This window comes from Luteimonas padinae (genome assembly GCF_014652935.1).
Taxonomy (GTDB): domain Bacteria; phylum Pseudomonadota; class Gammaproteobacteria; order Xanthomonadales; family Xanthomonadaceae; genus Luteimonas; species Luteimonas padinae.
This window is the reverse complement of the sequence record NZ_BMZT01000002.1, coordinates 180,187-202,333: the sequence shown is the minus strand read 5'-3', so window position 1 is coordinate 202,333 and position 22,147 is coordinate 180,187. Positions and strand designations below refer to the sequence as shown.

The 22,147-nt window shown below is 71.6% G+C and carries 15 protein-coding genes and 3 pseudogenes; 8 read left to right on the top strand and 10 right to left on the bottom strand.

Annotated features, from left to right (window positions below; all coding sequences use genetic code 11):
- Nucleotides 1-113: 113 nt before the first annotated feature.
- From IE168_RS02785 to IE168_RS02750, 8 genes and pseudogenes are all read right to left on the bottom strand, one after another.
- On the bottom strand, nucleotides 114-3,239 hold the full coding sequence (locus IE168_RS02785; RefSeq protein ID WP_189494999.1) for a discoidin domain-containing protein: 3,126 nt from the start codon (nucleotides 3,237-3,239) through the stop codon (nucleotides 114-116).
- A gap of 98 nt (nucleotides 3,240-3,337) precedes the next feature.
- Nucleotides 3,338-4,174 (bottom strand): carbohydrate ABC transporter permease, encoded by an 837-nt coding sequence (locus tag IE168_RS02780; protein ID WP_189494997.1) that lies wholly within the window; start codon nucleotides 4,172-4,174, stop codon nucleotides 3,338-3,340.
- Nucleotides 4,171-5,049, bottom strand: coding sequence for a carbohydrate ABC transporter permease (locus IE168_RS02775; RefSeq protein WP_189494995.1), 879 nt, complete (start codon nucleotides 5,047-5,049; stop codon nucleotides 4,171-4,173). Before IE168_RS02775 ends, IE168_RS02780 begins: the two co-directional genes overlap by 4 nt.
- Complete coding sequence (locus IE168_RS02770) at nucleotides 5,049-6,344, bottom strand: sugar ABC transporter substrate-binding protein (RefSeq protein ID WP_189494993.1); 1,296 nt, start codon at nucleotides 6,342-6,344, stop codon at nucleotides 5,049-5,051. Before IE168_RS02770 ends, IE168_RS02775 begins: the two co-directional genes overlap by 1 nt.
- A 198-nt stretch (nucleotides 6,345-6,542) precedes the next feature.
- Nucleotides 6,543-8,099 (bottom strand): annotated as a pseudogene (locus tag IE168_RS02765) (glucoamylase family protein); the annotation flags it as partial.
- 19 nt (nucleotides 8,100-8,118) lie between these two features.
- Nucleotides 8,119-11,087: pseudogene (locus IE168_RS02760) on the bottom strand (TonB-dependent receptor).
- 22 nt (nucleotides 11,088-11,109) lie between these two features.
- Nucleotides 11,110-12,126 (bottom strand): LacI family DNA-binding transcriptional regulator, encoded by a 1,017-nt coding sequence (locus IE168_RS02755; RefSeq protein ID WP_189494990.1) that lies wholly within the window; start codon nucleotides 12,124-12,126, stop codon nucleotides 11,110-11,112.
- 77 nt (nucleotides 12,127-12,203) lie between these two features.
- Nucleotides 12,204-12,503 (bottom strand): YciI family protein, encoded by a 300-nt coding sequence (locus tag IE168_RS02750; RefSeq protein ID WP_189494987.1) that lies wholly within the window; start codon nucleotides 12,501-12,503, stop codon nucleotides 12,204-12,206.
- A 407-nt stretch (nucleotides 12,504-12,910) separates the two neighbouring features.
- Here IE168_RS02750 and IE168_RS02745 point away from each other — a divergent pair, with 407 nt between their 5' ends.
- The 3 genes and pseudogenes from IE168_RS02745 to IE168_RS02735 all read left to right on the top strand — a co-directional run bounded on the left by IE168_RS02745 (nucleotide 12,911) and on the right by IE168_RS02735 (nucleotide 16,170).
- A complete protein-coding gene (locus IE168_RS02745) occupies nucleotides 12,911-13,777 on the top strand; it encodes a segregation and condensation protein A (RefSeq protein ID WP_308430332.1) in 867 nt (288 codons plus the stop codon).
- 27 nt (nucleotides 13,778-13,804) lie between these two features.
- Nucleotides 13,805-14,587: pseudogene (gene scpB, locus IE168_RS02740) on the top strand (SMC-Scp complex subunit ScpB); the annotation flags it as partial.
- Nucleotides 14,588-14,601: 14 nt separating this feature from the next.
- Entirely contained in the window at nucleotides 14,602-16,170 is a 1,569-nt protein-coding gene (locus IE168_RS02735) for a pseudouridine synthase (RefSeq protein ID WP_189494982.1), read from the top strand.
- Between the two features lie 2 nt (nucleotides 16,171-16,172).
- Here IE168_RS02735 and IE168_RS02730 read toward each other — a convergent pair whose 3' ends face one another.
- Both IE168_RS02730 and IE168_RS02725 read right to left on the bottom strand, forming a co-directional pair.
- On the bottom strand, nucleotides 16,173-16,970 hold the full coding sequence (locus IE168_RS02730; protein ID WP_189494980.1) for an amidohydrolase: 798 nt from the start codon (nucleotides 16,968-16,970) through the stop codon (nucleotides 16,173-16,175).
- 195 nt (nucleotides 16,971-17,165) lie between these two features.
- Nucleotides 17,166-18,311 carry a pyridoxal phosphate-dependent aminotransferase gene (locus tag IE168_RS02725; protein ID WP_189494976.1) on the bottom strand — a complete coding sequence of 382 codons (1,146 nt, stop codon included), beginning with the start codon at nucleotides 18,309-18,311 and terminating at the stop codon, nucleotides 17,166-17,168.
- Between IE168_RS02725 and IE168_RS02720 the strand changes: the two genes are divergently transcribed.
- The 5 genes from IE168_RS02720 to IE168_RS02700 all read left to right on the top strand — a co-directional run bounded on the left by IE168_RS02720 (nucleotide 18,310) and on the right by IE168_RS02700 (nucleotide 22,146).
- Nucleotides 18,310-18,873 (top strand): DUF3293 domain-containing protein, encoded by a 564-nt coding sequence (locus tag IE168_RS02720; protein WP_189494974.1) that lies wholly within the window; start codon nucleotides 18,310-18,312, stop codon nucleotides 18,871-18,873. The genes IE168_RS02725 and IE168_RS02720 overlap by 2 nt on opposite strands.
- 36 nt (nucleotides 18,874-18,909) lie before the next feature.
- Complete coding sequence (gene ccmA / locus IE168_RS02715; RefSeq protein ID WP_189494972.1) at nucleotides 18,910-19,554, top strand: heme ABC exporter ATP-binding protein CcmA; 645 nt, start codon at nucleotides 18,910-18,912, stop codon at nucleotides 19,552-19,554.
- Nucleotides 19,551-20,222 (top strand): heme exporter protein CcmB, encoded by a 672-nt coding sequence (gene ccmB / locus IE168_RS02710; protein WP_189494970.1) that lies wholly within the window; start codon nucleotides 19,551-19,553, stop codon nucleotides 20,220-20,222. The genes ccmA and ccmB overlap by 4 nt, the downstream gene beginning before the upstream one ends.
- Before the next feature lie 22 nt (nucleotides 20,223-20,244).
- A complete protein-coding gene (locus IE168_RS02705) occupies nucleotides 20,245-20,934 on the top strand; it encodes a TetR/AcrR family transcriptional regulator (protein WP_189494968.1) in 690 nt (229 codons plus the stop codon).
- A 162-nt stretch (nucleotides 20,935-21,096) separates the two neighbouring features.
- Nucleotides 21,097-22,146 (top strand): DmsE family decaheme c-type cytochrome, encoded by a 1,050-nt coding sequence (locus tag IE168_RS02700; protein ID WP_189494966.1) that lies wholly within the window; start codon nucleotides 21,097-21,099, stop codon nucleotides 22,144-22,146.
- The last annotated feature ends 1 nt before the right edge of the window (nucleotide 22,147 follow it).

Sequence of the window (22,147 nt, the reverse complement as noted above, 5' to 3'; positions counted from 1 at the left end):
GGCTCCGGTCGGGCGCCGCCGGGAAGGCCGCGCACCTCGCGGAACCTATCACCGGGCACGTCGCCTTCCATCCGCGGGGCAACCCTATGTCCGCGGCGTTCGCGGCAACCGCCTCAGGGCACGGTGATCTCCACGCGCACGCCGGCGCGGGGGATGCGCAGCTCCCGCCCGTCCCAGGCGACCGGCACGCCCTCCATGCTCGCCGGCCCCGGCTCGCCCGGGTACGGCCACGGCAGCACCAGGCCACCCGGCGGCAGGCCGGCGTCGTCGGCGATCTCGAGAACCAGCCGCCCGTCGTCGCGCGCCAGCCGGTAGCCGAGCGTGCCGTGCGGCGTGCGCATGCCGTGCAGGGCCACGCCGCGACCGTCGAGCCACGACGCCGGCACGCCGGCCGCCAGCACCAGGCTGTCGTCGGACTCGCGCACGTAGGCGAACATGTCCAGCGCCGAGCGCACGAAGTCCGACGCCACCCAGGCGTGCGGCAGGTCGCCGAGGAAGAACGGCGTGCGCGGGGTCGGCGTCACCACTTCGGCCCACTGGTTCCAAGGTGGAGGCGCGCGGTCGTCGAGGAACCAGCGCGCCGCGTCCCAGGCGCGCTCGCGCCAGCCCAGGCGCACGAAGGCACCGACGTTGCGCCATTCGTAGGGCGTGTAGTCCTTCCATGCGCGCTCGCCGTCGCGGCGCTGCGCGAATTCGCGCCAGTAGCGTTCGAAGGTGGCGTGCAGGCGGGCGGGCGGCAGGTGGGCGAGCTCGCCGCCGGGCGCCAGCGCGATGGTGGTGGACGTCGGGTCGAAGTCGCCCAGCTCGGCGGCGCCGGGCAGGTAGTCGATGCCGTGGCGGGTCGCGGCGGCGTCGAGCGAGGCCAGGAGGTCGGCGCGGAAGCGGTCGCGCGCGGCGGCCATGCGCGTCGCGTCCTCCGCCTTGTCCAGCGCTTCGGCCAGCTGCACCGCGTCCTTGTAGCCGCGCAGCGCCCAGAAGTTGTCCCAGTACGAATGCATCGGCTTGGCCGAATAGCCCTCGTGGCTGATCGAGGCCGGCATCATCCCGAAGAAGGCCGGATCCAGCGCGCGGTTGGCCGCGGTGCGCTCGCTCTGTGCCAGCGACTCCATGTACTCCCAGGCGGCCAGCACGTGCGGCCACATGCGCTCGAGGAAGGCGTCGTCGCCGGTGTGGCGCCAGTACTCGGCGATGTTGAAGATCAGCTCGCCGTGGCTGTCGTTCTCGGGAACCGGATCGCTGCCGCGGTCGTCGACGCAGCACGGCACCTTGCCGTCGTCGAACTGGAAGGGCGCGTACCACTCGACGTACTCGCGCACGGCGTCGGCGCGGCCCATGCGCAGCAGGCCCTCGGAAATCATCGCGCCGTCGCGGATCCAGCTGCGCGAGTACGAGCGCGTGCCGGGCTGCAGCCGTGGCCCCACCCGCGACACCAGCATGTGCGCCAGCGCGGTGCGCAGGCTGTCGGCCAGCGACTGGCCCTCGGGCGGGACGTCCAGCCGCACCTGGTCGAGCTTGCCGCGCCACTGCGCCGCGACCTCCTGCTGCAGCGCTTCCGCATCCCACCAGCGCCGCGCCGGCGCGCTGCCGCCGGTCATCGGCACCATCACCTCGATGCTCTCCACCGCGCCGGGCGCCAGGCGCGCGCGCCAGACCAGCGCGGCCGAGGCCAGTCCCGTCGGATCGTTCGGCACGCGCGTGGTGGCGGGCAGCCTGCCGGCGGCCAGGTGCCGGACGACGTCGCCGGCATCGAAGGCCGAGGCGAACGAGGCGTCGGGCACCTGCTTGGCGAACACCCGCGGCACGCCCGCCACCGAGACCATGCCGCCATCGACCGCGATCGCGCTGATCCGGCTGACGCCGCCGAGGGTGTTGAGGAACTGCGCCGGCGGATTGACCTGCAGCGGACGTGCGGCCAGCGCCAGCTGCAGGTCCTGCGGCCGCCCGCTGGTGTTGGCCAGCCGGTAGCGCAACACCAGCTGCGAACGTTCCGGCGTGCCGGCCGCGAACGCGGTGACGCGCAGCGAAAAGTCGTCGTGGCGCCAGTCCACGCTCGGGATCGGCAGGTAGCCGTCCTGGAGCGACTGCCGCGGCGCCACGTCGGCCCAGGTCACCAGCCGGCCGCCGGCGATGACGAAGGGTTCGATGCTGAAGCCGCCGCGCGCCACCTCGACCGCGCCGTCCTCGCCGAGCAGGCCCTGCTGCAGTCCGCCGTCGAGGCCGAGGATGGTCCAGTAGGGCTGTTCGCCGCTGAAGCCGCGCGGCCAGCGGCCACGTGGCAGGTCGGCGGCGACCGCGCGCACGAAGTCGTTGGGATGCGCGCTGAATCCGAGCGGCTTCACCGCGGCGCCGGCGAGGGCGAACTCCGCCCCCGGGCCGTCGAGCAGGTCGAGCGCGATCCAGCGCGCCTCCGACTCCGGCAGCGCGATCCAGTCGCGCTCGCCATCGCCGCCGCGCACGTCGCGCAGGTCGCGCCATGCGGCACCGTCGTCCGACACCTGCACGCGGTAGCGCGACGCCTGCCGGCCCGCCAGCCAGTCCAGCACCAGGCCGCCGAATTCGCGCACGCGGCCGAGGTCGAGCACGATCCGCTGGCCGCCTTCCACATTCGGCGCGCGCCAGGCGCTGGCGGCATCACCGTCCACCGCCGCCGCGGCGTCCCCCGCCGTCGCCAGCGCCGTGAGCTCCAGCGGGCTGTCGTCGGGCGGCGCCAGCTCGCTGAAGGACAGCGCGTCGAAGCAGACCGAGCCGCGGCCGCCGACGCGGTTGTAGACCACGAACTCCATCGACGCGCTGGCGCGCAGCAGCGGATCCGGATCCGGCCCCCAGGCCTTCACGATGTGCCGCGCCTTGTAGCGCTGCGGCGTCCAGCGCGCGGGCGGCTCCACCGAGGTCCGGTTGGCCCACCACACGTTGTCGCCGCTGGCGTCGACGAGCTTGAACTGCAGGTCGTTGGCCGGCGCGTCGCCTCTGAGCTGGAGGTCGAAGCGGTAGTTCGCCGGGAGTTCCAGCGGCAGCGCGCGCTGGATGCCGGCGTGGCCGGAGACGCCGTTGAAGTCGTAGGCCAGGCACAGGGCGCGGCCCTCGGCGCCATCGACCGCGCGGATCGCGGCGCTGACCTGGTCGGAGGCGACCACGCGCCAGGCGGCCGGGTCCTCGAAGCCGTCGAGCAGGCGCGTCGACAGCACCTCCTGCGCCGGCGCCGGCGACGCGCACGCCAGCCAGCCCGCGATCGCCACCATCGCGGCCCTGCCCCACCCGCCGCGCAGGCCCGCAGCCCGCGCCGCCGCACCTGCGCCGCAGCGCGTGTTTCCGCTCACCGCCATCCCGCCACGCCTCCTCATCCCTTGACGCTGCCCAGCAGCAGGCCCTGCATGTACCAGCGCTGCAGCGCCAGGAACAGCAGCAGCACCGGCAGCACCGTCACCACGGCGCCGGCCATCATCATCTCCACGTCCATGATGTGCTCGCGCGACAGCGCCGCGAGCGCCACCGGCAGCGTGTACTGCTCCTGGTCGGCGAGCACGATCAAGGGCCACATGAAGTCGTTCCACGCGGCCATGAAGCTGAAGATCGCCAGCGTCACCAGGACCGGCTTGAGCATCGGCAGCACCACCTGCACGAAGATGCGCAGCTCGCCGGCGCCGTCGATGCGCGCGGCCTCCAGCAGGGCGTCGGGAATCGAGCGCGCGTACTGTCGCACCAGGAAGATCCCGAACACCCCCGCCAGCGCCGGCACCACCACGCCGCCCAGGGTGTTGACCAGGCCGAGCTGCTTCATCAGCAGGAACAGCGGCAGCATCGCCACCTGCGCCGGCACCACCAGCGCCGCCAGCAGCGCCTGGAACAGCCGGTCGCGGCCGCGGAAGCGCAGCTTGGCGAAGGCGTAGCCGGCGGCGGTGTTGATTGCCAGCGACCCGAGCGTGATGCCCAGCGACACCGCCAGGCTGTTGGCGAAGGCGCGGCCGATGCCGGTGCGCGCGAACAGCTCGCGATAGTTGTCCAGCGTCACCGCACTGGGCAGGAGCGGCGGCGGGAACCCACTGGCCTCGCCCATCGGCATGAACGACACCGAGACCATCCACGCCAGCGGCGCCAGTGCCAGCAGCGCGAATGCCGCCAGCGCGCCGTTGACCAGCAGCGCCTGCAGCCGCGAACCACCGACCGGGCGGCTCATACCAGGTCCCGCCTGCGGCCCGCACGCAGCAGCAGCGTGGTCGCGCCGAGGATCACCAGGAACAGCATGAAGGCCACCGCCGACGCGCGGCCGAGGTTCCACCAGCGGAAGCCTTCCTCGAACATGAAGTACAGCACGCTGACCGTGGACTGCAGCGGGTCGCCGCGGGTCATCACATAGGGTTCGGCGAAGAGCTGGAAATAGCCGGAGACCGTGATCACCGACACCACCAGCAGCACCGGTCCCAGTGCCGGCAGGGTGATGTGCAGGATCTGCCGCCAGGTCGACGCGCCGTCGATACGCGCCGCCTCGTACAGCTCGCGCGGGATCGCCTGCAGCCCGGCGAGCAGGATCACCATGTTGTAGCCGAAGTTCTTCCACACCGCGAAGCAGATGATGGTCGGCATCGCCCAGTGCGGATCGCCCAGCCAGTCGACCGGGGACACACCGACATGGCCCAGCGCCCAGTTCACCAGCCCGTAGCTGGTGTGGAACAGGTAGCGCCAGATCACCGCCACCGCCACCAGCGTGGTGACCACCGGCGCGAACAGCGCGGTGCGGAACAGCGCCTTCGCGCGCGCCAGCCGCGAGTCCAGCAGCAGCGCCGCGGCCAGCGACACCGCGATCGACAGCGGCACGCCCACCACCACGAAGTACGTGGTGTTCCACAGCGCCTTCCAGAAGATCGGCGTGCGCAGCAGCTCCAGGTAGTTGTCGAGCGCGACGAAGCGCAGGTGCGCCGGGTCGGCCAGCGCGTAGAGGTCGAAGTCGGTCAGGCTGAGCAGCAGCGCCGACGCCACCGGCAGGGCGAAGAACAGCCCGATCACGATCATCGCCGGGGCGACGAACATCCAGCCCGCGGGCCCGGCGCGCATCAGCGGGCCTCCTGGGCGATGATCCAGCGCCGCTTGGCGAGGATGGCGTCGACGCTGGCGTCGAGCTCGCGTACGGCCTGGTCCTGCGACAGCCCGCCGCGCACCACGCGCTCGGTCACCAGCCGGATCTCCTGGGCGATGCGCTCCCACTCCAGCACCTTGGGCGTCGGGCGCACGCGCTCGAGCTGGTCGCGGAACGCGGCGGCCAGCGGATCGCCGGCAAGCTCCGGATGCGCCCAGGCGCTGCGCCGCGGCGGCAGGTTGCCGCTCAGCGCGTGGAAGCGGTGCTGGATGTCGGGACGCGAGAGGTACTCCACCAGCTGCCAGGCGGCATCGGCGCGTGCACCGCCGCGCGGCAGTACCAGGCTGGTGCCACCGGCGATACCCGCGCCGGGGCCGTCGGGGCCGGGCAGCGGCATCGTGCCCCATTCGTCGGCAAGCCCTGCCGACGCGCGGCGACGGAACTCACGGATGTTCCAGGGGCCGGAAAGGTAGAAGGCGTACGAACCGCGGAAGAACTCGTCCCAGACGTTGGACACCTGGGTCTCGGACAGCGCTGGCGCCCAGCCTTCCTCGAAGATGCGGGCGTAGAACGCGAGCGCGCTGCGGAAGCCGGGGCTGTCGAAGTTGCCGCGGGTGCCGCCGTCGCGCAACAGCGGATCGTCCTGCTGCAGGGCCAGCGACAGCTGCGGCTCGAACTCGTTGAGCGGCAGCAGGATGGCGTGGCGGCCCGGGCCGGCATTGCGCTGCACGGCGTCCATCGCGGCGGCCCACTCGTCCCAGGTGCGCGGCGCTTCCACGACCCCGGCGTCGCGGAGGATGTCGCGCCGGTAGTACAGCAGCCGCGTGTCGACGTACCAGGGCACGCCCAGCAGCTGGTTGTCGACGACATTGGTGTCGAGGATGCCGGGGAAGTAGTCGGCGATGTCGACCGCCGCCGACGCGTCGATGCGGGGCTGCAGCGGCTCCAGCGCCTCGAGCGCGGCGAACTCGGGGATCCAGGTGTTGCCCAGCTGCAGCAGGTCGGGCATGGCGTCGGCCGCGTAGGCGGTGAGCAGCTTTTCGTGCGCGGCGGTCCAGGGAATGGCCTGGACCTCGACGCGCAGGCCCGGATGCTCGCGCTCGAAGTCCGGCAGCAGTTCCGCCACCACCTCGGCCTCGCGGCCCATGGCCCAGAAGCGGATCGTGGTGGTGGCCTCGTCTCCGCTGCGCGCGCAGCCCGCGACCAGCGCCGAGGCTGCAAGCAGCGCGACGACGCAGGCCGCCTGGCACCACGCGGGACGCTGTCGGGCCATGCGGCGTCAGGCCGCGCGGCGCATCGGGCCGCCGGCCGCGGATGCGCTCGCCGTCCGGCCACCCGCATCGCCGCGGTGCTCGGCGTCGTTCGCGGCCGCACCGGTTCCACCCCCTGCACGGCTTTCGCTTCCGGTATCCGCCTCTCCTTCCGCGCCATCTGCACCGTCCGCACCCGCTTCGGCTTCGACGCCGGTTTCGGCCCCGGCTTCGGCCTCCGCGGCGGCTTCGGCTGCGGCCGCATCACGCGCCTGCAGCTCCGCCAGCCACCCACCGGTGAAGCCCGCACGCTCCAGCCCGATGCGGATGTACGGATTGCGCTTCATCACGTCCCAGACGAAGCCGCTGCGGTGGTTGGCGATGCCGATCAGGATCGGCCCCTGGTCGATGCCGATGTAGTCGCTGGCCACCCAGCCCTTGCCCGGCACGATGCGGCCGGTCTTGAGCGGGATGTCGTACTCGAAGCTCGGGTTGAATGAATCCAGGAAGCCGTAGCTCGAGTACAGGTACTCGCCGTGGCGCTCGACCAGGGCTTCGGTGGCCGGGATCACGATCTCCGGGGCGAATGGCAGCGACGCGATTGCCGCGGTCGGCGCGATGGTGCCGTCGTCGAAGGCCACCGCGATGCCGGCGCCGCGCGCGCTGTAATGGCGGAACTCGCGCAGCTGGCCGTTGTACTCCTGGTCGGTGCGCTGCGGGCCGTCGCTCGCGGTCAGGCCCCAGATCTCCGGCCCGTAGCCCTTCCAGCCCATCGGGTTCTCGATCGCGTAGGAACGCTGGGCGTAGGTCGCGCGCCGCGAGTTCTCGAAGTAGTCGATGCCGCGCCCGCGCATGTAGGCGTCGCGGATGCCGCGGAAGTCGATCCAGGCGTGGCTGTACTGGTGCCCGAAGTGCGGCGCGAAGCTCAGGTATTCCTGGCCCTGGAAGATGCCCCAGCTGTCGTCGTAGGTCCGCGTCCAGGCTTCCCACGCCTCGGGTTCGACCGGATGCGTGGGCGAGCCCAGGGCGAGGATGTAGACCAGCATCGCCTCGTCGTAGCCGGTCCAGTCGTGCTCGATGAAGCCGCGCTCCGGATACCAGCCCATCGACACCAGCGGCGGCCGCACCTGCAGCCACGGCCATTCGATGCGCCGGTAGAGCTCGTCGGCCACCTCGCGGATGCGCTGCTCGCGCGGGTCGTCGCCGTCGTAGTACGACTGCGCGAACAGCACGCCCAGCATCATCAGCCCGGTGTCCACGCTGGACAGTTCCACCCAGGGCTCGTAGCGGTGGCCGCTGCGCATATCGAGGAAGTGGTAGAAGAAACCGCGGTGGCCGATGGTGCCGGTGGCCTCCGGCCCCTGCGGCGACTCCAGCAGGAACTCCAGCGTCAGCAGCGTGCGGTCGACCGCCTGCCGGCGGCTGATCCATCCGTTCTCGATGCCGATGGGATATGCCGTCAGCGCGAAACCGATCGCCGCCACGCTCGCGAACGGGCGCGACGGGAAGCGGTCGGGCGTCATCCCGTTGCGCTCGTCGGTGGTGTCCCAGAAGAACTGGAAGGTGCGCTTCTCGATATCGCGGAACAGCGGCGGCAGCGGCTCCGGGCCCGGCTTCGCCGCATCCGGCGGCGGCGCGGTCACCACCACTTCCTCGATGGGGCCCGGGCGCGGCGGCTCGACCTCGGGCGGCCGATCGCCGCGTCCGCAGGCGGCGAGCAGCAGCACGCACGCGGCGAACGACAGCAGGCGCGGCAACGGCAGGCCCCTCATCCGCATCAGTCGCCCCGCCTCCCGGTCACCAGTTGAATCCCATTGAAAGCTTGAACGTGCGCGTCGGCAGCAGCTGGCTGGTCGGGCGGCCGAGGTTGGGATTCGGCTCGCCCGGTGCACCGAACCAGTCGTCGCGGCCATCGTAGTTCACCCAGTCGAACACGTTCAGCACGTCACCGCGGACGTAGAAGCTGAGCCGGTCACCGGCCTGCCAGGTGCGCTGCGCCGCCAGGTCGAACTGCTTGAAGCCGATCGAACCTTCGGGCGTGTAGTAATCGATGATGCAGTCGTCCCACCCGGCCAGGCAGTTGGTGCCCTGGCGCGGACTGGGGCTGGCCAGGCTCAGCTTGCCCGACAGGGTGATGCCCCAGGGCGCCTCGTAGACGCCGGTCGCGACCATGCGGTGCTTCGGCACGCCGGTCGAGGCAAGCCAGCCGAATCCCGACAGGTCGGGATAGTCGAACGCGCCGCCCGAGGTGGTGTTGGCGTTCTGCTCGGCGTCGGTATAGGTGTAGGCGAAGGTCATGCCCCAGCGCGAGGCCGGCGTGTACGGCTTGTCGATCTTCAGCGCGAGGCTGTTGGCGCGGGTCTCGAGCCCGTTGGTGCCGATGATCAGGCGGCCGTAGCCCGGCACGCCGAAGGCCGCGTCATCCCACGGCGGGCCCCAGGTGGTGCCGGGCGCGAAGAAGTCGCCATCCGGCCGGCGGTTGCCGAGATGGAACACCAGGCCGTCATGGCTGGTGATGTGCGACAGCGTCACCTCGGTCACCCACGGGCCGTAGAGGTTGCGCATGCCCAGGCTGAACTGGTCCGAGTACGGCGTCTTGATGTCGTTGTGCATCAGATAGCGCTCGGCGCCCAGGTTGGGGTTGGCCGCCACCAGCGCCTGAAGCGCCGCCGGATCGAACCAGCCCTCGTCCCAGGCCAGACAGGTCGGGCTGGCGTCATCGCAGTCGTGGCCCGCGGTGTCGAACTGGTAGGTATAGGGCGGGAAGCTGTACTTGGTGCTCTCCAGCGCCAGCTGGCTGAAGAGGTTGCGGTCGTACGAGCGCCCTGCGCCGCCGAAGATGACGTGGCGCTGGTCGCCGCGCAGGTCGTACGAGAAGCCCAGCCTGGGCTGCCACGCGTCCTTGAAGTCGTCGCGCTCCGAGCCGGTGCTGATGTAGTCGTCGATGTCGATGCCGGAGCCCGGCGCGTTGATGTTGTCCCAGCCGCGCAGCGCCGCGACGTAATCGGCCGGCGTCACGTAGCCGGTGTACGCGGGGTTGGTCTCGTAGTCCCAGCGCAGGCCGAGGTTGAGCGTGAGGTGTTCGTTGACCTCCCAGTCGTCCTGGATGTAGAGCCCGTACTGCTTGCCGGACGTGGTCACGCCGCCCGTCGCCTCGCCCACCGGCGCGCCGAAGCGGACCTGGTACGGGATCGAGGTGTCCTGCCCGAGGTCGTAGTAGTACTGGGCGTTGTACGGGTTCTGCTCCAGCGACGTGATGTCGATGTCCTTGAACTTCACGCCCATCTTGATGGTGTGGCTGCCGCTCCACTCGAAGCTGTTGAGCGTCAGGTCGTTCTGCAGCGACCAGCCCTTCTGCCCCTTGTCCTGGAAGTCGGGGCCGCCGCCGGCCTGGAGGATGACGTCGTTGGGATTGACGGTGGTCAGCACATAGCCAGGCGCCAGGGTGTAGGCGCGCGGGCGCCAGCTCGCATCCTCGTAACCGACATGGAAGTCGTTGAGGAAGCGTTCGCCGCTGAACTGGTAGCGCAGGTCGAGCCGGCGGTCGTCATTGTCCTTGGCGCTGCCGTACATCAGCGTGCGCGTGCCGTCGAAGTTGCCGAGCTCGGTTTCCTCGCGGACCTTGGCCGTCAGCTCGACCAGGTGGGCGTCGCCCGGCAGCCAGCTGAGCTTGCCGAAGTACATGTCCTGCTTGAACGGTGAGCTGAAGGTGCCGACGAGCGGCTGCAATTCGGCCGGCAGCAGCCCCGGCGTGCTCGCGAAGCCCTGGCCGGGCACCACCGAACGCGGCGAGACGTACTCTTTGGCCTCGTAGGCGAGGAAGAACTGCAGGCGGTCGCGGATGATCGGGCCTTCGAAGGAGGCGCCGTACTGCTCCTCGCGGAACTCGGCCTTCTCGCCCGATGCCTCCTCGCCCTCGGTGGGCGCGCGCCAGTCGGTGGACGTGCGGTCCCAGAAGAAGCTGCCGCCGAACTCGTTGCTGCCCGAGCGCGTGACCGCGGTGATCGCGGCGCTGCCGAGCTGGTCATACTCGGCCTTGTAGTTGGAGGTGATCACCTTGTACTCGCCGATCGCCGCCTGCGGGAAGGGATTGCCGCGGGTCGAGTCCTGGCCGCTGACGCCTCCGGGCAGCACGTAGTTCTTCTGCCCCACGCCGTCGATGAAGACGTTGATCGCGCTGGAGTCCTGCGCGCCCGAGCGCAGGCGGGTGGTCCCGTCGCTGCCCTGGGTGAACTGCACGCCGGGCACGGTGTCGGCGAAGGCCAGGAAGTTGCGCGTGCCCTGCGGCAGCGCCTGGATCTGCTTCGGCGTGATGTAGGTGGCCACCTCGGAGGTGCGGGTCTCGACCAGCACCTGGCCGGTCACGGTCACCGTGTCCAGCGTTTCGGCCTCCCCTGCCGTGGGGGTCTCGTCGACGCCGCCCACGCCGAGGTCGAGCGTGGCCGTCTGGCCGACCCGCAGGGTGACGTTGCGGCTGTCGGTGCGGCCGCCGGCGCTGACGTCGATGCGGTAGCTGCCGGGCGGCAGGCCGCCGAGGCTGTAGCCGCCGTTGGTGACGCGCACGCTGCGGCGCAGGCCCGTGGCCAGGTTGGTGGCGGTGACCTCGGCGTCGGTGGCCGGGGCGGAGTCCAGCATGACCTGCCCGCGCACGGTGGCGGCAGTGGACTGCGCAAGCGCCGGCGCCGTGCAGAGCACAGGCCCGAGGCCAGGGCGGCGGCCAGCAGCGAGCGCTGGAGGGGAAGGTGTCGCGGGCGGTGCGTACTCATGTCGAATGTCTCCGTGGGCCAGTCATGGCCCGGGACGGGAACCGGCGCACTGGCTGGATCCGCGGATGACGAGCTGCGGCACGATGGATCGGATGCCGTCCCCTGCACCGGCCCCCTCCCTCGACTGCACCAGCAGCCGCAACGCGCTTGCCCCGAGCCCGGCGATATCTACCTGCATGGTGGTGAGCGCCGGGTGCACGAGGCGGGCCAGCGGGATATCGTCGAAGCCGGCCACGGCGACCTCGCCCGGCACGTCCACGCCGGCGTCGGCGCAGGCCCGCAGGCAGCCGATCGCCATGGCGTCGTTGGCGGCGAAGATCGCATCGGGCCGTGGGGTCCGCTCGAGCAGGCCCGCGGCGGCGCGGGCGCCCGACGCCTGGTCGAAGTCGCCGGCCACGACCACCGGTCCGGCCGCCGGGTCGAATTCCCGCAGCGCATCCTCGTACCCACGCCGGCGCTCGCGTGCATCACGGTTGTCGTCGGGACCGGAGACGAAGGCGATCCTGCGGCGGCCCGCGTCCAGCAGATGCCGCGTCATCCGCAGCGCCCCGGCATGGCCGTCGACCATCACCGCGGGCCAGCGGCCCTCCGGATCGGCGGCGTTGACGAGGACCGCGGGCAGCGCCAGCGACAGCTGCCCGGCCAGCGGCACGATGCCGCCATCGGTCGGCGCCATCAGCAGCACGCCATCGACGCGGCCGCGCATCGCCTGCAGGGCGGAGCCCTGTTCGCCGGGATCGCCGTGGTGGGCGGACAGCAGCAGGTGCAGCCCGTGCGCCCGCGCCTCCTGGCCGATGCCGCGGATCAGTTCGGAGAAAAATTCGCCGTGCAGGTCGGGCAGGACCACGCCGACAGTGCGGGTGCGCCGGCTGCTGAGCGCGCGCGCGGCCTGGTGCGGGGCATAGTCCAGGCGACTGGCGACCTCCAGCACGCGGTCGCGCACCGCCACTGCGACGCCGTCCTGGCCGTTGATCGCGCGCGAGACCGTGGCCACCGAGACACCGGCTTCGCGCGCCACATCCTTGATGGTGACCGCCATGCGGGCCCCGATTCGCTGGATCGACCCGAATGTAAACGTTTACAGCCCGACCGGCAAAGCCCCGCCATCGGCCAGGATCAGGGCAGCACCTTGCGGAATGGCCGCACCTCGACGCTCGCATACACGCCCGCGGCGATGTAGGGGTCGGCGTCCGCCCAGGCGCGCGCGTCCTCCAGCGAATCGAAGCGCGCGATCACGATGCTGCCGGAGAAGCCGGCCGGGCCCGGATCCTCCGCGTCCACGGCCGGGCACGGCCCCGCGACCAGCAGGCGGCCGTCGTCGCGCAGCGCCCGCAGGCGCGCAAGATGGGCGGCGCGCGCGGCCATGCGCCTGTCGAGGACGCCGGCGGCGTCACGGCCTTCGATCGCGTACCACATGCTCTGCTCCAACGCCCGGTGGGCCGCCATCGTAGCCGCAACCGGCCATGAAGCCCGCGACAATCCGGGCTGGACAGCCCTCTCCGCTGCCATTACCCTGAATCCCGGTTCCGAGTGCCGGAACGCAGCGGCGGCGCAGTCCGCCCGTCCTGCCCCCGCCGGCCCCACCCACGACCTCACTGCCACCGCGCCGCTACGGCTCCTGCCGTTGCGCCCGGCCGGAGTGGTCTGGCTGCAGTGCCCCGCGGCCGCCGGCCGCACAGGCGCCACCGCGTCCCGCCCGGGGCCTGGCGCATGCGTTCCCAAGTTCGAGTGGCCCGGAGGGGGCCGCGACACCGATGATCCAAGCCGGTTCAGACACCGCTGCCGCCGCCGCGCCCGACGCCCCTGCGTCCGGGAGCGCGCCGATGCAGCAGGAAATGCCGCTGGCCACGGTGCACGGGCAACCGCTGCTGCAGCTGCCGCAGGACCTGTACATCCCGCCGGACGCGCTCGAGGTGATCCTCGAGGCCTTCGAGGGCCCGCTCGACCTGCTGCTGTACCTGATCCGCCGCCAGAACCTCGACATCCTCGACATCCCGGTGGCCGAGATCACCCGCCAGTACGTGTCCTACATCGACGTGATGCAGGAGCTGCGCTTCGAACTGGCCGCCGAGTACCTGGTGATGGCCGCGATCCTGGCCGAGATCAAGTCGCGGATGCTGCTGCCGCGGCCGCCGTCGGAGGAGGGACTGGAGGACGACCCGCGCGCCGACCTGGTCCGCCGGCTGCAGGAATACGAGCGCTTCAAGCAGGCCGCCGAGGACATCGACACCCTGCCCCGCATGGACCGCGACACCGCGCCCGCCAGCGCCTTCGTGCCGGAGCGGACGCTGCACCGCGAGCCGCCTCCGGTCGACCTGCGCGAGATGCTGATGGCGCTGCACGACGTGCTCAAGCGCGCCGAGCTGTTCACCGGGCACTCGATCAAGCGCGAGGCGCTGAGCGTGCGCCAGCGCATGGGCGAGCTGCTCGCGCGGCTGGAGGACGGCGCCTTCCACCGCTTCGAGCAGCTGTTCGAGGCGCGCGAAGGCAAGCTGGGGGTGGTCGTGACCTTCCTGTCGATCCTGGAGCTCGCCAAGGAGCGCCTGCTCGACGTCGTGCAGGAAGCGCCGCTGGCCCCGATCTACGTCAAGTCGCTGGCGGTGGACCGCGGCGACGACCAGGCGCCGCTGGAGTTCGCCAGCGAATTCGACGACGACGACGGCGCCGCGAACGGCGACGCGGCGCGCTGACCCGCCGCCACCCGCCACAGGACACGCATGGATCCGCAACTGATCAAACGCATCGTCGAGGCCGCCCTGCTGGCGTCCAGCCAGCCGCTGACGCTGGTGCAGCTCAACGGCCTGTTCACGCTGGACGAGCCGGCGCCGGACGGCGCGATCGCGCAGGCGCTCGAGGCCCTTCAGGCCGACTGCGCCGGCCGCGGCGTCGAACTGGTCGAAGTCGCCTCGGGCTGGCGCTACCAGGTCAAGGCCGACGTGCACGCCTGGGTCGCGCGGCTGTGGACCGAGCGCCAGGTGAAATACACCCGGGCCACGCTCGAGACACTCGCGCTGATCGCCTACCGCCAGCCGATCACCCGCGGCGAGATCGAGCAGGTGCGCGGCGTGGCCACCAACAGCAACATCATCAAGGCGCTGGAAGAGCGCGAGTGGATCCGCGTGGTCGGCCACCGTGACATGCCCGGCCGGCCGGAGCTCCTGGGCACCACCAAGGGCTTCCTCGACTACTTCGGCCTGAAGCGCCTGGACGAACTGCCGCCGCTGTCGGAGCTGAAGGACTTCGGCGAACTGGAGCCGCAGCTGCAGTTCGAGCCGGAGGCCAAGCCGCAGGACAACGACGGCGCGATGCCGCTGGGCGACATCGACGCCGGCAGCGGCGGCCCGGACGACGGCAGCGATACCGACAGCGACACAGATCCCGACAGCACCGACACCGACACCGGATCCGACGCCGTGGACACCACGGACGCCGGGGACGTTCCGCCGCACACCGCGGCAACCGACGAAGACGATGCCCTCGCCGACGACGGCGACAGCACTGGAGTGGAAGAAGAATGACGCAAGACAAGACCGGCGGCCGCAAGCTGTCGCTGAAGCGCGGCCCGGCCGCGACCGCCGAGGCCGAAGCGCCGAAGCTGGAAGAACGCCTGCACAAGGTGCTGGCCCAGGCCGGCCTGGGCTCGCGCCGCGCGCTCGAGCAGCGCATCGCCGACGGCCTGGTGAAGGTCAACGGCGAGACCGCCCAGGTGGGCATGAGCATCCGCGGCGGCGACCGCGTCGAGCTCGACGGCAAGAGCTTCGTGGCCAGCGCGCTGACCGAGCCCGCGCGCGTGCTGCTGTACAACAAGCCCGAAGGCGAAGTGACCACCCGCGAGGATCCCGAGGGCCGCCCGACCATCTTCGATTCCCTGCCCGCGCTCAAGGGCGCGCGCTGGATCGCGATCGGCCGCCTGGACATCAACACCACCGGCCTGCTGCTGCTCACCACCGACGGCGAGCTGGCGAACGCGCTGATGCATCCCTCCTTCGAGGTCGAGCGCGAATACGTCTGCCGCGTGCGCGCGCCCGAGGGCATGGAGACCGTCCCCGACAACATCGTCGACCGCCTGCAGCGCGGCGTGGCCCTGGACGATGGCCCGGCGAAGTTCGACGAAATCAAGCGTATCGGCGGCACCGATTCGCACGAGTGGTTCCAGGTGACCGTGAAGGAAGGCCGCAACCGCGAGGTTCGCCGGCTGTGGGAATCCCAGGGCTGCCAGGTCAGCCGCCTGAAGCGCATCCGCTACGGCCAGGTCGAACTGCCGCAGCCGCTGCTGCGCGGGCAGTCGCAGGAGCTGGCCGACGAGAAGGTGCAGGCGCTGCGCACCGAACTGGGCCTCGAGGACGGCGCGCCGGCGGCGCTGACCCTGCTGCCGGTGATCGGCCAGCGCCGCGCGGCCAAGTCCACGGTGCACGTGGGCGGCCAGCACCGCAGCCACGGCTACGTGGGCGGCCACACCACCGCCGACGAGGGCCGCGAGCTGCGCCGCTTCGACCACGTGCGCGAGGACCGCGGTCGCCGCGGCGGCCCGCGCAAGCCCTCCGGCGGCCTGACGGTCACCGGCGAGGCCGCCGCGCGCCAGTCACACAAGCCGCTCAAGCAGCGCCAGGACAAGCGTGCCCTGCCCGAAGGCAACCCGGCCGCGTTCCGCAGCTGGTACGTGCCCGACGGCGTGGACACCGGCCCGGCCGGGCATCGCAATGCCGGACCCGGCGGCGCGCGCAAGCCGGCGGGGCGCAAGCCCGGTGGTCCGCGTCCGGGTGGTCCCGGCGGTGGTGGCGCCGGCGCCCGCAGCGGCGGCCCGGGCAAGTCCGCGCGCGCCGCGCATCCCTACGGCCATCCCGGCAACGCGCCGGTGTTCCCCTCCGACCACGCGACGCCCGGCGGCCATGACCGCCCGCGTGGCCCGCGTGCCGGCAGCCCGGGCGGAAGGCCTGGTGGCAAGCCCGGCGGTGGCCGTCCCGGTGGCGGTGGCGCGCCCGGTCGCGGCGGCCCCGGGGCCGGTCGTCCCGGTGGCCGTCCGCAGGGCGCAGGTCCGCGCGGCCCGCGCAGCGGCGGCGGCGGCGGTCGCCGCGGGGCCTGAGTTCAGGCCCCGGACAGCGTGAACGCGTCCCCGTCGCCCAAGGCGGGGAAGCGCTCGCGGTGTGCCGCCAGCTCGGCGGCCAGCAGGGTGGTGGTGACCACCACCTCCTCGTCGGCGCACTCGCTCAGCGGTGCGCCCAGGAAATCGATCACCGCGCTGTCGCCCGAATAGGCCAGCCCGTTGCCGTCGCGGCCCACGCGGTTGAGCCCGGCGACGTAGCAGAGGTTCTCGATCGCGCGCGCGCGCAGCAGCGTCTTCCAGGCATAGGCCCGAGCGGCCGGCCAGTTGGCGACGTAGAGCTGCAGGTCGAAGGCCGGGCGGCCGTCGGCATCGAGCGTGTTGCGCGCGAACACCGGGAAGCGCAGGTCGTAGCAGACCAGCGGATTGATCCGCCAGCCGCGCAGTTCGACCACCAACCGCTCGCGGCCGGCGGCGTAGCGCTCGTGCTCGCGCGCATAGGTGAACAGATGGCGCTTGTCGTAGTGCGCAAGCGTGCCGTCGGGCCGCGCCCACAGCATCCGGTTGTAGACGCCGTCGCCGTCGCGCAGCTGCACGCTGCCGCTGACCACCGCGCCCAGCGCGGCGGCCTGTTCGCGCATCCAGCGCACCGTCGGCCCGTCCATGTCCTCGGCCTGGTCGATGGCGTCGTTGCTGAAGCCGCTGGTGAAGGTTTCCGGCAGCAGCACCAGGTCGGTGATGCCGCGCAGCGGGGCGATCAGCCCGCCGTAGTAGTCGCGGTTGCCGGCGGGGTCATGCCAGAGCGTGTCGCCCTGGACCAGTGAGATGCGGAGGTTGTCCATGAGCCGATCCTAGTCCTTCCGGACGACCACGTGGCACCCGACACCTTTCTGTAGGAGCAGCTACAGCTGCGACCCGGCGAACCGGCTCACGACTGCAACCGCTCCTGCTGGCCAGGTGGCTGGGTGGTCGCAGCTATAGCTGCTCCTACAGGCGGGGGAGGCGTTGTGGCTGGGTGGTCGCAGCTGTGGCTGCTCCTACAGGCCGGTGAGGCGTTCGATGGCGGCGTCAAGCGTCGGCTGGGCCTTGGCGAAGCACAGCCGCGCCAGCCGCTGACCGGGCGGCGGCGATTCGTAGAACGGCGACAGCGGGATCGAGGCCACGCCGTGCTCGATGGTCAGCCAGCGACAGAACTCGGTGTCCACCAGGTCGCTGACGGCCGAGTAGTCGACCAGCTGGAAATAGCCGCCCGGCACCGGCAGCGGCCGCAGCTTCGTGCCCAGCAGCTGTTCGCGGAACGCATCGCGCTTGGACTGGTAGAAATCGCCCAGCCCAAGGTAGTGCTCCGGCTCCTCGCGCAGCATCTCGGCGAAGGCGTGCTGCGCCGGCGCGAAGGTGCAGAACACGTTGTACTGGTGCACCTTGCGGAACTCGAGCGACAGCCCCGGCGGCGCGATGCAGTAGCCGACCTTCCAGCCGGTGCAGTGGTAGGTCTTGCCGAAGCTCGACACGACGAAGGCACGTTCGCGCAGCGCCGGGTAGCGCAGCGCGGATTCGTGGCGCGCGCCGTCGAACACGATGTGCTCGTAGACCTCGTCGGAGATGAGCCAGACGCCGGTGTCCTGCACGATCGCGGCCAGTTCGGCCATGTCGTTGGCGGACAGCATCGCGCCCGACGGGTTGTGCGGCGTGTTGACGATCAGCATGCGCGTCTTCGGGCCGATCGCCGCGCGCACCCGCGCCCAGTCGGAGGCGAAGGTCACAGGGTCCAGCGGCACGTGCACCGCGCGCGCGCCGGCCAGGTCGATTGCCGGCTCGTAGCAGTCGTAGGCGGGATCGAGCACCACCACCTCGTCGCCCGCACGGACCACGGCGTGGATGGCGTTGAAGATGGCCTCGGTGGCGCCGCTGGTGACGGTGACCTCGGCGTCGGGATCCGGGCGATGGCCGTACAGCGCGGCGGTCTTGTCGGCGATCGCCTCGCGCAGCGCGGCCACGCCGGTCATCGGCGCGTACTGGTTGTGGCCGGCGCGCATGGCGCGATCGAGCGCGTCGACCAGCCGCGGCGGCACGTCGAAATCGGGGAAGCCCTGGCCCAGATTGACGGCGCCGTGCTCGGCCGCGAGCTGCGACATCACGGTGAAGATGGTGGTTCCCACCTTCGGGAGCTTGGTGCCGGGCATGCGTGTTCCTCCTTCCGGCCACGTGCCGGGCAGCGACGAGTTTACGCAGCAGGCCGGCATCGCGTTAAATCCCGCCATGCATTACCCGCCCCCCGCCGCGACCGAGGCCGACGTCCAGCGCCTGACCACTGCCTACCTCGACGCGGTATACCGCTGGGCCCGCGACGGCGACTGGCACGACATCCGGATCGGGCTGCCGGTGCCGGGGCTCGAGTTGCTGCATCCGCGGGTGCGCAGCTTCGGACTGCTGTCGGCATGGAACCCGTGTTCGCAGCCGCTGGACGAGGCCTCCAACCGGCGCGCGGACGCCGCGCTGGAGCATGAACTGGCCACGCGCGGCATCGTCCACATCCCCGCGTTCTCGTCGGCACGCAACCGCAGCTGGCGCGAGCCGGGCTGGGTGGTGTTCGACGTCGACAGCGGGTTGCTCGACGCGCTCTGCCGCCAGTTCGGCCAGCTCGGCGGGCTGTGGTGGGCGCGCGGCGAGCCGGTGCGCCTGCGCATGCAGGCGGCGAAGCCCGCGGACTTCCCGGACGTCCCGGTGGTCGACTGGCTAGAATAGCCGCCGTCCGGTCGCCGTCGCGGCCCGTGCCGCACGATGCCCGAGTCCCCCAGCCCCACGCCCCCCCTGCTCTCCGCCCGGGCGCTGCGCTTCACGCGCAGCGACGCGCCCGTGTTCGGCCCGATCGATTTCGACGTGGCCGCAGGCGAGGCGCTGCTGGTGCAGGGCGACAACGGCGCCGGCAAGACCACGCTGTTGAAAGTCCTGGCCGGCCTGCTCCGCGCCGACGACGGCGAGGTCAGCCTGCAGGGGCGACCGGTGGATCCCGCGCTGCGTGCGCGCGTGGTCGGCTACCTCGGCCACCTGCCGGCGCAGAAGGCGGACCTGAGCGCGCTGGAAAACCTGCGCTTCCTCTGCGGCCTGCACGGCAGCCGCCCGGGCATGTCGCTGGAGGATGCGATGGCCACCGTCGGCCTGGCCGGCTACGAGGACGCGCTGGCGCGGCAGATGTCGGCCGGCCAGCGCAAGCGCCTGTCGCTCGCGCGGCTGTGGCTGTCGCCGGCGCCGCTGTGGCTGATGGACGAGCCCTACGCCAACCTCGACCTCGAAGGCATCGAGCTGGTCAACCGCATGATCCAGGCGCACCTGCGCGAAGGTGGCGGGACCATGGTCACCACGCACGGCGCCTACGCGGCGCCGCCGGTGCGCACGCGGATGCTGGTGCTGGAGCGCGCCGCATGATGTGGCAGGCCGCCCGCGCCCTGGCCGTCCGCGACCTGCAGCTGCTCTGGCGCCGGCGCGGTGATTCGCTGCAGCCGGCCCTGTTCGCGCTGCTGGTGCTGGTGCTGTTCGCGCTGGCGCTGGGCAGCGACCGCGCGATGCTGGCGCGCGTGGCGCCGGGCGCGCTGTGGGTCGCGGTGCTGCTGTCGGGCCTGCTGGCGCTGGACACGCTGTTCCGCGGCGATGCCGAGGACGGTTCGCTCGAACAATGGCTCCTGGCGCCAGTGCCGCTGGCCTGGCTGGTGCTGGTGCGGGTGGCCACGCACTGGGCCACGACGGCGCTGCCGCTGGTGCTGGCGATGCCGCTGCTGGCGGAGCTGATGGCGCTGCCGCGGGCCGACTGGCCCGTGCTGTTCGCGTCGCTGCTGCTGGGTACGCCGCTGCTGGCGCTGCTGGGGGCGGTGGTCGCGGCGCTGACCGTGGGCATGCGCCGCTCCGGCATCCTGGTGGCGCTGCTGGCGCTGCCGCTGTACGTGCCGGTGCTGGTGTTCGGCGCCGGCAGCGTCACGGCGGCGACCCAGGGCTTCGATGCCACGGGTGGCCTGCTCCTCCTCGCTGCCGGCCTCGTCGCGGCGCTGGTGCTGGCCCCGCTGGCCGCGGCCGCGGCAATCCGGATTGCGCTGGCTTGACCCGGGCAGGATCATGTCCCGCATGGTGAAGACGCGATCCACGTCGCCCGGAGAGATCCTGCCCCCCACACCCTCTCCTCCCGGCCGCAAGCAGCGCCAGCGGCAGCCGGGCAGGCGCGCGCAGCCGCGCGTGGACAGCTTCCTCGAGGCCGCGACCGAAGTGTTCCTCGAGAAGGGCTATCGCAACACGCGACTGACCGACATCGTGGCGCGCAGCGGCGGCTCGCTGTCCACCCTGTACGCCGCCTTCGGCGACAAGGAAGGCCTGGTGCACGCGATCATGGAGCGCAGCATCCGCTCCTTCGGCGAAGGCCTCGACATCCTCGACGAGCCCGGGCTGGCGCCGGCCGATGCACTGCCCCCCGCGGCCGAACGCCTCGCCGCGGAGATGCTCACCCCGGAGCGGGTGGTCAGCCATCGCATCATCATCGGCGAGGGCATCGCCTTCCCCGAGCTGCGGGACTGGTTCTTCGAGCACGGCGTCGACCCCGCCCACGCCCGCCTGGCCGACTACTTCAGCCGCCAGGTGGCCGCGAACGCGCTGGTGATCGACCACCCGGCCATCGCCGCCGACCAGTTCTACATGGCCGCATTTGCCGGGACGATCATCCGCACCATCAACGGCAAGCTCTCGCCGACCGACCTACCCGCCGTTCGCGCCCAGGCCCGGGAGGCCGCGCTGGTGTTCCTGCGCGGCGTCCTTCCCCGCTGAGCCCCCACCCGGCGCCGTCGCTCGCGGCCCTGCGCCACGACCCGCGACCCGCGCGTCGCGGCGGTGCAGCTTGACGAAGCCTGAATCCACCCCCAACATCGCCGTAACGCCAGTTACACGCCAGCCGACCGCAGGGGTCGGGCCAGCCACCGGGAGAGGGCGATGAGGGTTTTCCTTGCAAGTCTTGTTGCGCTCGCAGCAGCCGTCCTGCTGGGCGCCGGACTGGTTGCGCCGGTCGCCGCCCAGCAGTCGCCGGAGAGCCGCCTTCCGTCCACGCACTTCGGCAGCGAACAGCCGGTGGTCTCGGCGCATGGCTTCAATGCGGCGCCGGGCTTCGCCCACGCGCCCGTCGCGCACAACCCGGACAGCCCCGACGCCCGCCAGGTCGGCGAGCTGGTGTGCACCTCCTGCCATGCGCAGGAAACCTCGAATTTCGCCCACACGGCCCATGCCCTGGGCATGAGCGCGGCGCTGGCGGCCGATCCCGGCACTGCCACCTGCGAGTCCTGTCACGGCGGCGGCTCCAACCACATCGAGTCGCCCACCACCCCGGGCTCGATCATCGCGTTCACCAAGGACGGCGGTACCAGCGTCGATACCCAGGCCGCCAGTTGCCTGGGCTGCCACTCCGGCGGCCAGCGCGACCAGTGGGCCGGCTCGGTCCACCAGCGCAACGACCTCTCCTGCAGCGACTGCCACAACCCCATGGCCAAGCTCTCCAGCGAAGGCCTGCTGGCCAAGCAGTCGATCAGCGAAACCTGCGCCGGCTGCCATCGCGACATCCGCCAGCAGTTCGACCGCCGCTCGCACATGCCGCTGCCCGAGGGCCAGATGAGCTGCGCCGACTGCCACAACCCGCACGGCACCATCAACGCGACCCTGCTCAAGACCGACACGGTCAACGAAACCTGCTACCAGTGCCACGCCGAGAAGCGCGGCCCGATGCTGTTCGAACACGCGCCGGTCCGCGACAGCTGCCTGAACTGCCATTCGCCGCACGGCTCCAACCAGCAGTCGCTACTGGTCGCGCCGGTGCCCTTCCTGTGCCAGCAATGCCATTCGCACGTCCGCCATCCCAACGACCTGCTGACGAGCACGTCGCTGCCGGGCGGCGGTGCGCCGGACGAGCGCCTGATGGCACGCGGCTGCCTGACCTGCCATTCACAGGTGCACGGATCCAACCACCCATCAGGCCCGCGGCTGCACAAGTAGC

Coding starts and splice junctions, on each gene's coding strand:
- IE168_RS02785 (WP_189494999.1), bottom strand. CDS start 3,239: ATGGTGGCGATCGCGGGCTGGCTGGCGTGCGCGTCGCCGGCGCCGGCG.
- IE168_RS02780 (WP_189494997.1), bottom strand. CDS start 4,174: ATGAGCCGCCCGGTCGGTGGTTCGCGGCTGCAGGCGCTGCTGGTCAAC.
- IE168_RS02775 (WP_189494995.1), bottom strand. CDS start 5,049: ATGCGCGCCGGGCCCGCGGGCTGGATGTTCGTCGCCCCGGCGATGATC.
- IE168_RS02770 (WP_189494993.1), bottom strand. CDS start 6,344: ATGGCCCGACAGCGTCCCGCGTGGTGCCAGGCGGCCTGCGTCGTCGCG.
- IE168_RS02755 (WP_189494990.1), bottom strand. CDS start 12,126: ATGGCGGTCACCATCAAGGATGTGGCGCGCGAAGCCGGTGTCTCGGTG.
- IE168_RS02750 (WP_189494987.1), bottom strand. CDS start 12,503: ATGTGGTACGCGATCGAAGGCCGTGACGCCGCCGGCGTCCTCGACAGG.
- IE168_RS02745 (WP_308430332.1), top strand. CDS start 12,911: ATGCAGCAGGAAATGCCGCTGGCCACGGTGCACGGGCAACCGCTGCTG.
- IE168_RS02735 (WP_189494982.1), top strand. CDS start 14,602: ATGACGCAAGACAAGACCGGCGGCCGCAAGCTGTCGCTGAAGCGCGGC.
- IE168_RS02730 (WP_189494980.1), bottom strand. CDS start 16,970: ATGGACAACCTCCGCATCTCACTGGTCCAGGGCGACACGCTCTGGCAT.
- IE168_RS02720 (WP_189494974.1), top strand. CDS start 18,310: ATGCGTGTTCCTCCTTCCGGCCACGTGCCGGGCAGCGACGAGTTTACG.
- IE168_RS02725 (WP_189494976.1), bottom strand. CDS start 18,311: ATGCCCGGCACCAAGCTCCCGAAGGTGGGAACCACCATCTTCACCGTG.
- ccmA (WP_189494972.1), top strand. CDS start 18,910: ATGCCCGAGTCCCCCAGCCCCACGCCCCCCCTGCTCTCCGCCCGGGCG.
- ccmB (WP_189494970.1), top strand. CDS start 19,551: ATGATGTGGCAGGCCGCCCGCGCCCTGGCCGTCCGCGACCTGCAGCTG.
- IE168_RS02705 (WP_189494968.1), top strand. CDS start 20,245: ATGGTGAAGACGCGATCCACGTCGCCCGGAGAGATCCTGCCCCCCACA.
- IE168_RS02700 (WP_189494966.1), top strand. CDS start 21,097: ATGAGGGTTTTCCTTGCAAGTCTTGTTGCGCTCGCAGCAGCCGTCCTG.